The following is a 13346-nucleotide window of genomic DNA, read 5'->3' on the forward strand; positions in this document are numbered from 1 at the left end:
CACAGGAGACACATGGGAGCGCAACTTCGGGTCTACCGGCAGAAGATCAAGGCTGCCCAGACGACCAAGAAGATCACTCGGGCCATGGAGTTGATCTCCGCCTCGCGCATCCAGAAGGCCAAGGCGCGCGTCGCGGCGTCGACCCCGTTCGCCCGCTCGATCACCCAGGCGGTGTCGGCCGTCGCGACGTATTCGAACGTCGCGCACGTGCTCACCACTGAGCCCGAGAAGATCGAACGGGCCGCGGTCGTCATCTTCGCGTCCGACCGTGGCCTCGCGGGTGCGTTCAGCTCGCAGGCCCTGCGCGAAGCCGAGTCCCTGACCCAGCTTCTGCGGGCCCAGGGCAAGGATGTCGTCTACTTCCTGGTCGGACGCAAGGCCGCGGCGTACTTCAACTTCCGTCGGCGCCCGTCCGAGCGGGTCTGGACAGGTTCCACCGACCAGCCCCAGTTCGAGACGGCACGCGAGATCAGCGACGCTCTGCTCGAAGCGTTCCTCCGGGACGCTGACGACGGCGGAGTCGATGAGATCCACGTGGTCTTCAACCGCTTCGTCAGCATGGTCACGCAGACCCCCCAGGTCGTGCGCCTGCTGCCGCTCGAGGTCGTCGAAGGCGTCGAAGAACCCGGTGAAAGCCAGATTCTGCCGCTGTACGAGTTCGAACCCGACGTGGAAACGGTGCTCGACGCGCTGCTGCCCGTCTACATCGAAAGCCGAATCTTCAACTCCATGCTGCAGTCGGCCGCCGCAGAGCACGCCGCACGTCAGAAGGCCATGCAGTCGGCCTCCGACAACGCGGACAAGCTCATCAAGGACTTCACCCGGTTGTCGAACAACGCCAGGCAGGCCGAGATCACCTCGCAGATTTCCGAGATCGTGGGTGGAGCCGACGCGCTCTCATCCGCCAAGAACTAAACCAGAGAAGAGAGAGCAATGACTGACACCGCAACCGCGCCAGTCCACGCACCGGTTGAAACCGTCGCCGTCGGCCGGATCGCCCGCGTCACGGGCCCGGTCGTCGACATCGAGTTCCCCCACGACTCGATCCCGGGCATGTACAACGCGCTGAAGACCACGATCGTCATCGGGGATGTGTCGACCGTGATCACCCTCGAGGTCGCCCAGCACCTCGGCGACGACCTGATCCGCGCCATCGCGCTGAACCCCACCGACGGTCTCGTCCGCGGCCAGGAGGTCCGGGACACCGGATCTCCCATCACGGTCCCGGTCGGCGACGTCACCAAGGGTCGCGTCTTCAACGCCATCGGTGAAGTGCTCAACGCTGAGCCCGGCGAGAAGATCGAGATCACGGAGCGCTGGCCCATCCACCGCAAGCCGCCGCCCTTCGACCAGCTCGAGTCGAAGACCCAGCTGTTCGAGACCGGTATCAAGGTCATCGACCTGCTCACCCCGTACGTCCTCGGCGGAAAGATCGGACTCTTCGGGGGAGCCGGCGTCGGCAAGACCGTGCTGATCCAGGAAATGATCCAGCGCGTCGCGCAGGACCACGGTGGAGTATCGGTGTTCGCCGGTGTCGGCGAGCGCACCCGTGAGGGCAACGACCTCATCCACGAGATGGAAGAGGCGGGCGTCTTCGACAAGACCGCCCTTGTCTTCGGCCAGATGGACGAGCCGCCGGGAACGCGTCTTCGCGTCGCGCTCTCCGCGCTGACGATGGCGGAGTACTTCCGCGACGTCGCCAAGCAGGACGTGTTGCTCTTCATCGACAACATCTTCCGCTTCACCCAGGCCGGCTCCGAGGTTTCGACGCTTCTCGGTCGCATGCCGAGCGCCGTCGGCTACCAGCCGACCCTGGCCGACGAGATGGGCATCCTCCAGGAGCGCATCACGTCCACCCGTGGCCACTCGATCACGTCGCTTCAGGCCATCTACGTGCCTGCCGACGACTACACCGACCCGGCCCCGGCGACCACCTTCGCCCACCTCGACGCGACGACCGAACTGTCCCGCGAGATCGCGTCGAAGGGCCTCTACCCGGCCGTCGACCCGCTCACCTCGACCAGTCGTATCCTCGACCCCCGCTACCTGGGTGCCGACCACTACACCACGGCCGTGCGCGTCAAGGCGATCCTGCAGAAGAACAAGGAACTCCAGGAGATCATCGCGATCCTCGGTGTTGACGAGCTCTCCGAGGAGGACAAGGTCACGGTTTCCCGTGCCCGCCGGATCCAGCAGTTCCTCTCGCAGAACACCTACATGGCGAAGAAGTTCACCGGCGTCGAGGGTTCGACCGTTCCGCTCAAGGACACCATCGAATCCTTCACCGCCATCGCCAACGGTGACTTCGACCACGTGGCCGAGCAGGCCTTCTTCAACGTCGGCGGCATCGCCGACGTCGAAGAGAAGTGGGCGAAGATCCAGAAGGAGAACGACTAACCATGGCTGCGGCCCTCAACGTCAGCGTCGTCTCGGCGGACCAGGAAGTCTGGTCCGGCGAGGCAACCATGGTCGTTGCCCGCACCGTGGAGGGCGAGATCGGCATCCTCGCCGGCCACGAGCCGATGCTGGCCATCCTGGCCAGCGGCGAGGTTCGCGTCACCCTGCCCGATGGGAAGAAGATCGTCGCCGAGGCGGCGGACGGCTTCCTCTCGGTGGCCAACAACCTGGTCACCATCGTCGCCCGCAAGGCGGGGCTCGTCTAACCGATTGCTAGTCCTGCTGCCGCCGTCCGAGACCAAGCGTCTCGGCGGCACCGGCGCACCGCTTGACCTGCGCACCCTCACGTACCCGTCGTTGCACTCCAGCCGGCGGGTACTTGTGCGTTCGCTGGTGGGTCTGGCGAAGCATCCGGATGCCATGATGGCCGCCCTCAAGCTCGGCCGCACCCAGGCGGCGGAGGTCGGTCGCAACCGCACCCTCGCGACGTCGGCGACGATGCCGGTACTCGACCGTTACACCGGCGTGCTTTACGACGCCCTGGACGCGGCGACCCTGACCCCGTCCGCGCGGGCCTGGGCCGGGGAGCATGTGCGGGTGCACTCCGCACTGTTCGGCCCGGTCGGCGCCCTCGACCTGATCCCCGGCTACCGGTTGTCGCACGATTCCCGGCTGCCGGAGCTCGCCCTGAAGAAGCACTGGAGCGGCCCCGTCGAGAAGGCGCTGCGCGGTGACGGGCTCCTGCTCGACCTCCGCTCGGCCGGCTACGCGGCCCTCGGGCCGGCGCCGGTGCGGCCGGACTCGCTCTACCTGCGGGTCGTCACCCAGGCGTCCGACGGTCGCACCCGGGCGCTCAACCACTTCAACAAGACCGCGAAGGGCGCCTTTAGCCGCGCCCTGATCGAGCACGCGGAGTCGTTCGACAGCGTGACCGCGCTGCTCGACTGGGCCGAGTCGGCGGGCTTCACCCTGCGCCCCGGGGTCACCGGAGAACTCGACCTGGTCGTCGACCAGCTGATCGGCGCATCCCGGGGCTGACGGAGGCGGCATCCGGCCATAGGCTGGCATCGTGCCCACACCAGCGATGAACGTCACCGTCACCGGCGCAGCCGGCCAGATCGGCTATGCCCTGCTCTTCCGCATCGCGTCCGGGCAGTTGCTCGGGCCGACGACGCCGGTCAACCTGACCATGCTGGAGATCACCGAGGGGCTCGCCGCAGCAGAGGGCACCGCTCTCGAGCTGCAGGACTGCGCGTTCCCACTGCTGCGCGCCGTCAGAGTCACCGCAGACCCCGTGCGGGCATTCGACGGGGTCAACATCGCCCTGCTGGTCGGCTCCCGGCCGCGAGCCGTCGGGATGGAACGGGTCGGGCTGCTCGAGAGCAACGGGCGCATCTTCGGCCCGCAGGGGGCCGCCCTGAACGCGGGCGCGGCCGCGGACGTGCGGGTGCTCGTCGTCGGCAACCCCGCCAACACGAACGCGCTCGTCGCGAGCGCGTTCGCCCCCGACATCCCGGCCGAGCGGTTCACCGCGATGACCCGGCTCGATCACAACCGCGGGGTCGCGCAACTCGCCGTGAAACTGGCCGTGCACGTCGATCAGATCCGCGGGCTGAGCGTCTGGGGCAACCACTCCGCCTTGCAGTACCCGGACGTCAACCACGCGACCGTCGGCGGCACGCCGGTCAGCGACCTCGTCGACGAGGCCTGGCTGGTGGACGAGTTCATCCCGCGGGTCGCGGGGCGCGGCTACGAGATCATCAAGGCCCGCGGGGCATCGTCGGCGGCCAGCGCGGCCAGTGCCGCGATCGACCATGTCTACGACTGGGTGAACGGCACCGGCGAGCAGTGGACCTCGGCCGCTGTCGTCTCCGACGGTTCCTACGGCGTTCCCGCGGGGTTGTTCTCCTCGTTCCCCGTGCGCGCCGTCGACGGCCGCTGGGAGATCGTCCAGGGCCTGTCGATCAACGCCTTCGCCCGGGCCCGGATCGACGCGTCCGTCGCCGAACTGATCGAGGAGCGCGAACACGTGGCGTCGCTCGGCCTGCTGCCCTGACCGGCCGCGGCCCGGTGCGTGAGCGCCGGTGGTTGAGCCTGTCGAAATCACGCTGACCGGGTCGCCCAAGGCTCGACCACCGTCTCGCCCATTGACTTGGCAGGTGCGATACGTAGTCAGCGCCGCCGACCGCGCCGACCGCGCCGACCGCGCCGACCGCGCCAATTGCGCCGCTGCACGACACGTGCGCCGCTGCGCGACACGTGCGCCTGGTGCGTAGCGGCTGAAGTGGCGCGCTCGCGGTTGGGCGGATGCCGCTTGCCAGTCCCCGCCGATTGGATGCCGCTGACGCGTGCCGCCGACCGCGCCAATTGCGCCGCTGCGCGACACGTGGGCCTGGTGCGTAACGGCGGAAGTGGCGCGCTCGCGGAGGACTGCGCCCGCCGCCGCCGACTGCGCGCCGACCGAGCACGCGCCGCCCATTTGGATGCCGCGGCCGCGACGACGCAGCGGCGCAGCCGAGGCCGGCCGCTCAGCGCTCTGGGAGGACGATCCGAAGTTCAGCCGGCGGCGCGGTGGCAGCCGATGACATGGTCGTCGACCAGCCCGGCGGACTGCATCAGAGCGTAGACGGTGGTCGGCCCGACGAAGCGGTAGCCGCGGGCGCGCAGTTCCCGGCTGAGCGCCGTGGACTCCGGCGTGACCGCGGGGATGTCGCCCAGCCCGGACAGCCTCTCGGTGCGGGGCTCTGGCGCGAAACTCCAGATCAGCGCCGCAAGGCTCTCGCCGAGATCACGGGTGACCCTGGCGTTGCCGATGGTCGCCTCGATCTTCCCCCGGTGGCGGATGATGCTCGCGTCGGTGACGAGCCTGGCGACATCCGTCTCGTCCATCGCCGCGACCCGGTCGACGTCGAAGTCGAAGAAGGCGGTGCGGAAGGCCGGGCGTCGCCGCAGGATGGTGAGCCAGGACAGGCCGGCCTGGAAGCCCTCCAGGGACAGCTTCTCGAACAGGAGCCGGTCGTCCCGCAGCGGGCGGCCCCATTCCTCGTCGTGGTACCGGCGGTACTCCGGGTCGGAGCCGGCCCAGCCGCACCGGGGGACCCCATCGTCGGCCACGGCCGGAGTGGAGGTGGTCACTCGTCGGTCACCGAGGACCCGGTCCCCACGTGCTGGATGCCCTCGTGGTCGAGCAGCCAGGCCTTGGTCCGGATGCCGTTGCCGCCGCTGTAGCCGGTGATCCGCCCGTTGGCGGCGAGCACCCGGTGGCAGCCGATCAGGATCGGCACCGGATTGGCGCCGACGGCGCCGCCGATGGCCCGGCCGGAGCCCGGCCGCCCGATGGACGCGCCCAGCTCGCCGTAGGAGATGACCTCGCCGAATCCGAGTCCGGCCAGTCCCTGCCACACGCTCCGCTGGAAGGCGGTGCCGCCGGTGAGGCGAATCGGAAGGTCGAAGCCGGTGCGGGTGCCGGCGAAATACTCCGCGAGCTCGGTCGCCGCGCGCTCGAGCAGCGGGGACGGCGACTCCGGCGACTGCTCGAGCGGAAGGTGGCCGGCGCGCTCGATCGAGAGCGAGAGGATGCTCTCGGAATCGGCGGTGAGTTCGAGCCGGCCGATCGGGCTGGGGAGGCGAATCAACGAGGGTGCGATGCTGTCCATGTCTCGACTGTAGTCGGCGCCGCCGGCGCGTTCTGGCGGGTTTCGGACACGGCGGGAACGCGCCCGCGCCGGGTCTGGGGAGGGATGGCCGCCGCCGGTAGTCAGGCCAGCCGCGGATGCGGGTAGTCCCCGGAACGCCCCTGGAAGGCCAGGATTGCGGGGTTCTGGATGACGCCCTCGCGGATCTCGATCGCCCGCCGGAGCGTCTCGTTCGCGTCCCAGGCCGCGTCCCCGCCGAGGAGCTCCGGCAGGTAGGGGAGCAGGGCCTCGCTGATCTCCCAGGTGGCGGAGTTCCACAGGTAGGAGGGACTGTGGTCGACGGCGTAGTAGGTCACGTTGTCACCGACCGGGAAGGTCGGGTGGTCGAACGACGTGGGCTTCGCCCAGGAGAAGCCCATGCCGGAGTCGCAGGAGACGTCGATGATCAAGGAGCCGGGCATGATCAGCGCCAGGTCGTCTTCGGTCAGGAAGACGAGCGGGGCGTTCGGGTCCTGGAGCACGCAGTTGACGATGATGTCGTAGCCGGCGAGGTACTGCGGCAGGGGCGCCCGGGTGCCGTCGGGGAGGGCGAAGTTCTCGTGCGGGCCCGACCCGTGTTCGAGCTGCACGATCTGGGCGGAGTGGATCGGGGAACTGACCGCCGTGACGTCGCGACTGGTCAGCACGGTCACGTCGTAGACGCCGAGGGCGTTCAACGCCGTCACCGCGCCCCTGGCTGTTGCGCCGAAGCCGATCACCGCGGCCCGGAGCCGGCGGCCGTAGTCGCCGGTCGACCCGGTCAGCGCCAGTGCGTGCAGCACGGAGGAGTAGCCGGCCAGCTCGTTGTTCTTGTGCAGCACGTGCAGGTGGAAGTCGCCGCCGCCGGTCCAGTGGTTCATCGCCTCGAATGCGATCAGGGTCAGCCGCTTGTCGATGGCCAGCTGGGTGAGCGCGGCATCCTGCACGCAGTGCGGCCAGCCCCAGAGCACCTGCCCGTCGCGCAACTCGGCGACATCGCGCAGCAGCGGCTTGGCCAGGAGGATGACGTCGCAGTCCCGGATGAGCTCGTCCCTGGTGCCCAGCCCGCCCACCAGCGGCGCGAGGTGGGCATCGGACACGCCGAACTGCTCGCCGTAGCCGGCCTCGAGGAAGATCTGCCGGCGCAGGGCAGGGTCGATCCGCTCCAGGTGCTGCGGATGAAGGGGCAGCCGGCGTTCGTTCGGCTTGCCCGAACGAGACATTACTCCGAGCGTGAGTGGACTCACTGGCACCCCTTTGATTGTTTCCTGTCTAGCACAGGCGTGCGGCCCTAGTCTGGGGTGATGGCAGAGATCGAGTACCGCTCCCTCGGGAAGTCCGGACTCATGGTGTCCACGATCGGCCTCGGCTGCAACAACTTCGGCCGGGCCGGGACCGCAACGGCCGGGCAGGCGGGCACCACCGCGGTGATCGATGCCGCCATCGCGGCGGGCGTCACCCTGTTCGACACGGCCGACATCTACGGCGCCGAGCGGGGCCTCAGCGAGACCCTGATGGGCCACGCCCTGCGCGGCAACCGGGACAAGATCGTGCTCGCCAGCAAGTTCGGGATGGACATGAACGGCCTGAACGGGCCGGACTGGAACGCCAGGGGCTCCCGTCGCTACATCCGACGCGCCGTGGAGGGCTCGCTCCGGCGCCTGCAGACGGACTGGATCGACCTGTACCAGCTGCACCAGCCTGACCCGAACACGCCGATCGAGGAGACGCTCGACACCCTCGATGACCTGATCGGCGAGGGCAAGGTCCGCTACATCGGCCACTCCAACCTGGCCGGCTGGCAGATCGCCGAGGCCGAATTCACGGCCAGGCTCGCGCAGCATCCGCGGTTCATCTCCGCCCAGAACGAGTACAGCCTCCTGGTGCGCGACGCGGAGGACGAGGTGCTGCCGGCCGTCAATGCGTACGGCGTCGGTTTCCTGCCGTTCTTCCCGCTCTACAACGGGCTCTTCACCGGCAAGTTCACCCGCGAGGGAGGACCGGCCGACAGCCGGATCATGATGATCCGGCGCCACCTGGTCGACGACGCCCCGTGGGACCTGATCGAGGCTTACCAGGTCTGGTGCGACGAGCGCGGGGTGACGATGCTCGTTGCGACCTTCGCCTGGCTGCTCGCCCAACCCGGGCTCACCAGCGTCATCGCCGGGGCAACCAGGCCGGAACAGATCATCCAGAACGCGGATGCCGCGACCGCCTGGCAGCCCAGCGCGGCCGAGGTGGCCTGGATCTCGAGCCTCTTCGCCGTGCCGGCCGCCTGAGCCGCGTGCACCCGGAGATCCTGATCGAGCAGCATCTTCCACGGGCCGGAGCCGAGCGTCGTCCACCGGCTCCCTCTCCGGACGGACGCGGTGGCCCGGTCCTCCCAAGAGAGGACTTCCGAGTCGAGGGCGTCACGGCGAGACTTGAATAGGACGTTGAGGCACGGAAGGTCGGCCTCCCCGCGGGCGGCCTGTCGGGCTGCCGGACGTCCTGAGAATCGAGGCGAACGTGATGTCGCAATCTTCGGTCAGGTCCGGGTCGATCCACGCCGTGTCCACGGTCCCTTCGCGCTCCGCGGATACCGTGTCGGTGCGTGTGCCGTGCTGGGACGACGTGACCAGGACGCTCCGCCTCGACGTCGTCGACCTCGACGCGAGCACCGACGAGATCCGGTTCCACGGCCACGTGATCGGGTTCATCAGCAGGGACGGCCGGCTCTTCCGGGCCAACGCCGGCACCCGCTTCGAGTCGTCGACGGAGTGTGGACACTACTTCCTCTGGGACGAGGCCGCCGCGATGCTGATCAACGCGTTCGGCATCCCGCTCGACGCCTGACTGTCCTCGTTGCCGGTCCTCCCGACCATTTCGCCTGATCCGATCTTGTGAGTGAGCGCTCACTCATCTAGGATCGAGGGCATGGCCGTCAAACCCGCACGAGCGAAAGCACTGTCCGTCGAGGACCGCCAGGCCATGCTGATCGACGCTGTCACGCCGCTCCTGCTCGAACACGGGCAGGCCGTCACCACCCGGCAGATCGCCGACTGCGCCGGGATCGCCGAGGGCACCATTTTCCGCGCCTTCGGGAGCAAGGACGAGCTGATCCAGGCCGCCGTGGCCCGCCACCTCGACCCCGAGCCGTTCCGTCGGCAGTTGCGGGCGATCGACCCGCTCCTGCCGCTCGAGGACCGGATCCGCGCGATCGTCGCCGTGATGCGCGCCCGGTTCACGACGCTGTTCACCCTGATGAGCGCGCTCGGCCGGCACGGCCCCCCTCCCGGGCACGAGAAGGGGCACCACGTTGCCGGCGAATTCGCCGGGATCCTGGCCGGCATCCTCGCCGACGACCTCGAGCGGTTCCGTGTTCCGGCCGAACGGGTCGGCCAGATCGTGCGGATGGTGACGCTCGCGGCATCCGTGCCCCAGATCCGCGACGGCCCCGACTTCGACGACGCGGAGATCACCGCCCTGATCCTGCACGGCATCATGGGCGCGCCCGTCCAGCACCACTCCATCGCTACCCCGCACCACGCCCCCTAGGAGAGCCCGATGTTGTGGAAACTGCTCGTGAAATACCTGCGGCCGTACCGGCGCCTGCTGGCGGCGGTCGTCGTCTTCCAGCTGGCGCAGTCGATCGCGTCGCTCTACCTGCCCACCCTCAACGCCGACATCATCGACGAGGGTGTCGCGAAGGGCGACACCGGCTACATCCTCCGCGTCGGCGGGATGATGCTGCTGATCACCTTCGCCCAGATCGTCTGCTCTATCATCGCGGTCTACTTCGGCGCGAAGGCGGCGATGGCGCTCGGACGTGACCTGCGCGGCGCGGTCTTCTCCCGGGTCGGCGAGTACTCCGAGCAGGAGGTCACCCGGTTCGGCGCCCCGTCGCTGATCACCCGCTCCACCAACGATGTGCAGCAGGTGCAGATGCTCGTGCTGATGACCTCCACCCTGATGGTCTCCGCGCCCATCCTCTCCATCGGCGGGGTGATCATGGCGATCCGCCAGGACGTGCAGCTCTCCTGGCTGATCGCGGTGAGCGTGCCCGTGCTCCTGATCGCCGTCGGCCTGATCATCGTGCGAATGGTGCCCCTGTTCCGGGTGATGCAGGCGAAGATCGACACCATCAACCGGGTGCTGCGCGAACAGCTCACCGGCATCCGGGTCATCCGCGCCTTCGTGCGCGAGGACCGCGAGCAGGCCCGCTTCGCCGTGGCCAACGAGGACGTCACCGACTACGCGCTGCGCGCCGGCCGGCTGATGGCGTTGATGTTCCCGATCGTGATGCTCGTGCTCAACGTCTCCAGCGTGGCCGTGATCTGGTTCGGGGCGTTCCGGATCCAGGACGGGTCGATGCAGGTCGGCACCCTGATCGCCTTCCTGTCCTACCTGATGCAGATCCTGATGGCCGTGATGATGGCCACCTTCATGGCCGTGATGATCCCGCGGGCGACCGTCTCCGCCGACCGGATCGGCGAGGTGCTCGGCACGGCCTCGAGCGTGGTTCCCCCGGCCAACCCGGTGAACGCGACCGTCGGCCACGGTGAACTCGCCCTGCTCGACGTGGGCTTCGCCTACCCGGGCGCCGAGCAGCCGGTGCTCAGCAATGTGAGCTTCCTGGCCCGCTCCGGCCAGACCACCGCGATCATCGGCAGCACCGGCTCCGGCAAGACCACCCTGGTGAACCTGCTGCCCCGGCTCTTCGACGCCACAAGCGGCTCGGTGCTCGTCGACGGCGTCGACGTGCGCGAGCTGAACCCCGACCTGCTGTGGGGGCACATCGGCCTCGTTCCGCAGAAACCGTACCTGTTCTCCGGCACCGTGCGCAGCAACCTGCAATACGGCAAGCCCGACGCCACCGAAGAGGAACTCTGGCGGGCGCTCACGATCGCCCAGGCGAAGGACTTCGTCGCGGAGATGCCGGAAGGACTCGATTCCCCGATCGCCCAGGGTGGCACCAACGTGTCCGGCGGCCAGCGACAGCGACTCGCGATCGCGCGCGCGCTGGTCAAACGCCCGGAGATCTACATCTTCGACGACTCGTTCTCCTCCCTCGACCTGGCAACGGATGCCCGGCTGCGCGCCGCCCTCAAGAGCGGCACCGACGGGGCGACGATGATCATCGTCGCGCAGCGGGTGTCGAGCATCATCGACGCCGACCAGATCCTGGTGCTCGAAGACGGCCGCATCGTCGGCGCGGGCACCCACCATGAACTGCTCGACAGCAGCAGGACCTACCAGGAAATCGTGTCATCACAGCTCACAGCGGAGGAAGCAGCATGAGCGAGGCAACCAGGGAACGGCCCGCCGCGGACCGGCCGCCGGCCCGCGGACCCGGCGGCGGGCACGGCCCGTTCGGCGGCATGAGCGCCCCCGCCGAGAAGGCGATGACCTTCGGCCCGTCGGCCCGGCGGCTGATCGGCAAGCTCAGGCCCGAACGCCTCTGGCTCCTGCTCGTGCTGGTGCTCGCCGTGGTCAGCGTCACCTTCTCGGTGATCGGCCCGCGGCTGCTCGGCGAGGGCACGAACCTCATCTTCTCCGGCATCGTGTCCAAGGCGCTCCCCGCCGGCGTCAGCCAGGTTGACGTCATCGCCGGCCTCCGCGCGGCGGGGGACACGGCCAAGGCGGACATGCTCAGCGGCATGACGCTCACCCCGGGGCTCGGCATCGACTTCGCCGCGCTGTCCGCCGTGCTGCTCTGGGCGATGATCCTCTACGTGCTGTCCTCCGCGTTCAGCTGGATCCAGGCCTACGTGCTCAACGGTGTCGTGCAGCGCACGGTGTACCGCCTGAGGGACGAGATCGAGGCGAAGATCAACCGCCTGCCGCTGCGCTACTTCGACTCTGTTCAGCGCGGCGAACTGCTCAGCCGGGTCACCAACGACGTCGACAACGTGTCGCAGAGCCTGCAGCAGTCTCTCAGTCAGATCGTCACCTCCCTGCTGACCGTGATCGGGGTCATCGTGATGATGTTCCTGCTCTCGCCGCTGCTGGCCGTGATCGCCCTGGTCACGGTGCCGCTCACCCTGGTGACCACGATGCTCATCGCCAAGCGCTCGCAGAAACTCTTCGTGGGGCAGTGGAAGAACACCGGCGAGCTGAACGGCCAGATCGAGGAGACCTTCACCGGGCACGCCCTGGTCAAGGTCTTCGGCCGCCAGAAGGAGGTCGAAGAACGCTTCAGGGTCAGGAACGAGGAGCTCTTCCAGGCCAGCTTCGGCGCCCAGTTCATCAGCGGCATGATCATGCCGGCGATGACGTTCATCGGCAACCTCGTCTACGTCGGCATCGCCGTCGTCGGCGGGCTCCAGGTGGCGTCCGGCGCGATGCAGCTCGGCGATGTGCAGGCCTTCATCCAGTACTCCCGCCAGTTCACCCAGCCGCTCGCCCAGCTCGGTTCGATGGCCAACCTGCTCCAGTCCGGCGTCGCATCCGCCGAGCGCGTCTTCGACCTGCTCGACGCCGAGGAGCAGAGCCCAGACCCTGAACCGGCCGAGACCCCGGAGGTCGTGCACGGCCGGCTCGCCTTCGAAGACGTGTCCTTCCGCTACACCGCCGACCAGCCGCTGATCGAGCACATCAGCCTGGTCGCGGAACCGGGACAGACGGTCGCGATCGTCGGGCCGACCGGCGCGGGCAAGACCACCCTGGTCAACCTGATGATGCGCTTCTACGAGCTGGACTCCGGCCGGATCACCCTCGACGGCGTCGACGTGGCGACGATGACCCGCGTCGACCTGCGCGGCCGGATGGGCATGGTGCTGCAGGACACCTGGCTGTTCGGCGGCACCATCCGGGAGAACATCGCCTACGGGCGTCCGGACGCCTCGGAGGAGGACATCCAGGCCGCCGCGCGGGCGACCTACGTCGACCGGTTCGTGCACTCGTTGCCGGACGGCTACGACACGGTGCTCGACGACGAGGGCGGCAACGTCAGCGCCGGCGAGAAGCAGCTGCTCACGATCGCCCGGGCGTTCCTGGCCAGGCCGAGCGTGCTCATCCTGGACGAGGCGACCAGCTCCGTCGACACCCGCACCGAGGTGCTCGTGCAGAAGGCCATGAGCGCCCTCCGCGCCGACCGCACCAGTTTCGTCATCGCGCACCGCCTGTCCACGATCCGCGACGCCGACCTCATCCTCGTGATGGAGGCCGGCCGGATCGTCGAACTGGGCACGCACGAGGAGCTGCTCGCGGCCGGTGGTGCCTACCACGCGCTCTACAACGCGCAGTTCGCGGCCCCCGTCGCCGACGAGGTCTAGGCAAGACGAGGTCCAGGCAAGACGAGGGCCAGACGAGACG

Annotated in this window: 13 protein-coding genes; 10 read left to right on the forward strand and 3 right to left on the reverse strand. The window is 68.6% G+C overall.

The window, feature by feature from the left end:
* The first annotated feature begins 12 nt into the window (after window positions 1–12).
* The 5 genes from E3O32_RS15885 to E3O32_RS15905 are packed head-to-tail and all read left to right on the forward strand — an operon-like array spanning window position 13 to window position 4453.
* Entirely contained in the window at window positions 13–915 is a 903-nt protein-coding gene (locus E3O32_RS15885; protein ID WP_134510803.1) for a F0F1 ATP synthase subunit gamma, read from the forward strand.
* Window positions 916–933: 18 nt separating this feature from the next.
* Window positions 934–2397, forward strand: a complete 1464-nt coding sequence (gene atpD / locus E3O32_RS15890) for a F0F1 ATP synthase subunit beta (protein ID WP_134510804.1) — start codon at window positions 934–936, stop codon at window positions 2395–2397.
* 2 nt (window positions 2398–2399) lie between these two features.
* Window positions 2400–2663, forward strand: a complete 264-nt coding sequence (locus E3O32_RS15895) for a F0F1 ATP synthase subunit epsilon (RefSeq protein ID WP_134510805.1) — start codon at window positions 2400–2402, stop codon at window positions 2661–2663.
* Window positions 2664–2667: 4 nt separating this feature from the next.
* Entirely contained in the window at window positions 2668–3435 is a 768-nt protein-coding gene (locus E3O32_RS15900) for a YaaA family protein (protein ID WP_134510806.1), read from the forward strand.
* A 46-nt stretch (window positions 3436–3481) separates the two neighbouring features.
* The gene (locus E3O32_RS15905; protein ID WP_134510884.1) at window positions 3482–4453 is read left to right on the forward strand and encodes a malate dehydrogenase; all 972 of its coding nucleotides are present in this window, start codon (window positions 3482–3484) and stop codon (window positions 4451–4453) included.
* Window positions 4454–4953: 500 nt separating this feature from the next.
* Here the strand turns inward: E3O32_RS15905 and E3O32_RS15910 are convergent, their stop codons facing one another.
* From E3O32_RS15910 to E3O32_RS15920, 3 genes are all read right to left on the reverse strand, one after another.
* Window positions 4954–5532, reverse strand: a complete 579-nt coding sequence (locus tag E3O32_RS15910; RefSeq protein ID WP_134510807.1) for a DNA-3-methyladenine glycosylase I — start codon at window positions 5530–5532, stop codon at window positions 4954–4956.
* Window positions 5529–6053, reverse strand: coding sequence for a methylated-DNA--[protein]-cysteine S-methyltransferase (locus E3O32_RS15915; RefSeq protein ID WP_134510808.1), 525 nt, complete (start codon window positions 6051–6053; stop codon window positions 5529–5531). Before E3O32_RS15915 ends, E3O32_RS15910 begins: the two co-directional genes overlap by 4 nt.
* A gap of 101 nt (window positions 6054–6154) precedes the next feature.
* On the reverse strand, window positions 6155–7273 hold the full coding sequence (locus E3O32_RS15920) for a N(5)-(carboxyethyl)ornithine synthase (protein ID WP_134510809.1): 1119 nt from the start codon (window positions 7271–7273) through the stop codon (window positions 6155–6157).
* A gap of 81 nt (window positions 7274–7354) precedes the next feature.
* Between E3O32_RS15920 and E3O32_RS15925 the strand changes: the two genes are divergently transcribed.
* The 5 genes from E3O32_RS15925 (at window position 7355) to E3O32_RS15945 (ending at window position 13306) form a co-directional block, all read left to right on the forward strand.
* Window positions 7355–8329, forward strand: a complete 975-nt coding sequence (locus E3O32_RS15925; RefSeq protein ID WP_134510810.1) for an aldo/keto reductase — start codon at window positions 7355–7357, stop codon at window positions 8327–8329.
* 232 nt (window positions 8330–8561) lie between these two features.
* On the forward strand, window positions 8562–8885 hold the full coding sequence (locus tag E3O32_RS15930) for a hypothetical protein (protein WP_134510811.1): 324 nt from the start codon (window positions 8562–8564) through the stop codon (window positions 8883–8885).
* A gap of 81 nt (window positions 8886–8966) precedes the next feature.
* The gene (locus tag E3O32_RS15935; protein ID WP_134510812.1) at window positions 8967–9587 is read left to right on the forward strand and encodes a TetR/AcrR family transcriptional regulator; all 621 of its coding nucleotides are present in this window, start codon (window positions 8967–8969) and stop codon (window positions 9585–9587) included.
* A 9-nt stretch (window positions 9588–9596) separates the two neighbouring features.
* Window positions 9597–11330: an ABC transporter ATP-binding protein gene (locus E3O32_RS15940; protein ID WP_134510813.1), complete on the forward strand. Its 1734-nt coding sequence runs from the start codon at window positions 9597–9599 to the stop codon at window positions 11328–11330.
* Window positions 11327–13306, forward strand: coding sequence for an ABC transporter ATP-binding protein (locus tag E3O32_RS15945; protein WP_134510814.1), 1980 nt, complete (start codon window positions 11327–11329; stop codon window positions 13304–13306). The genes E3O32_RS15940 and E3O32_RS15945 overlap by 4 nt, the downstream gene beginning before the upstream one ends.
* Window positions 13307–13346: the final 40 nt, after the last annotated feature.

Origin of the sequence: Cryobacterium mannosilyticum (genome assembly GCF_004402705.1) — a bacterium.
GTDB classification, from domain to species: domain Bacteria; phylum Actinomycetota; class Actinomycetes; order Actinomycetales; family Microbacteriaceae; genus Cryobacterium; species Cryobacterium mannosilyticum.

Coding starts and splice junctions, on each gene's coding strand:
- E3O32_RS15885 (WP_134510803.1), top strand. CDS start 13: ATGGGAGCGCAACTTCGGGTCTACCGGCAGAAGATCAAGGCTGCCCAG.
- atpD (WP_134510804.1), top strand. CDS start 934: ATGACTGACACCGCAACCGCGCCAGTCCACGCACCGGTTGAAACCGTC.
- E3O32_RS15895 (WP_134510805.1), top strand. CDS start 2,400: ATGGCTGCGGCCCTCAACGTCAGCGTCGTCTCGGCGGACCAGGAAGTC.
- E3O32_RS15905 (WP_134510884.1), top strand. CDS start 3,482: ATGAACGTCACCGTCACCGGCGCAGCCGGCCAGATCGGCTATGCCCTG.
- E3O32_RS15915 (WP_134510808.1), bottom strand. CDS start 6,053: ATGGACAGCATCGCACCCTCGTTGATTCGCCTCCCCAGCCCGATCGGC.
- E3O32_RS15920 (WP_134510809.1), bottom strand. CDS start 7,273: ATGTCTCGTTCGGGCAAGCCGAACGAACGCCGGCTGCCCCTTCATCCG.
- E3O32_RS15925 (WP_134510810.1), top strand. CDS start 7,355: ATGGCAGAGATCGAGTACCGCTCCCTCGGGAAGTCCGGACTCATGGTG.
- E3O32_RS15930 (WP_134510811.1), top strand. CDS start 8,562: ATGTCGCAATCTTCGGTCAGGTCCGGGTCGATCCACGCCGTGTCCACG.
- E3O32_RS15935 (WP_134510812.1), top strand. CDS start 8,967: ATGGCCGTCAAACCCGCACGAGCGAAAGCACTGTCCGTCGAGGACCGC.
- E3O32_RS15940 (WP_134510813.1), top strand. CDS start 9,597: ATGTTGTGGAAACTGCTCGTGAAATACCTGCGGCCGTACCGGCGCCTG.
- E3O32_RS15945 (WP_134510814.1), top strand. CDS start 11,327: ATGAGCGAGGCAACCAGGGAACGGCCCGCCGCGGACCGGCCGCCGGCC.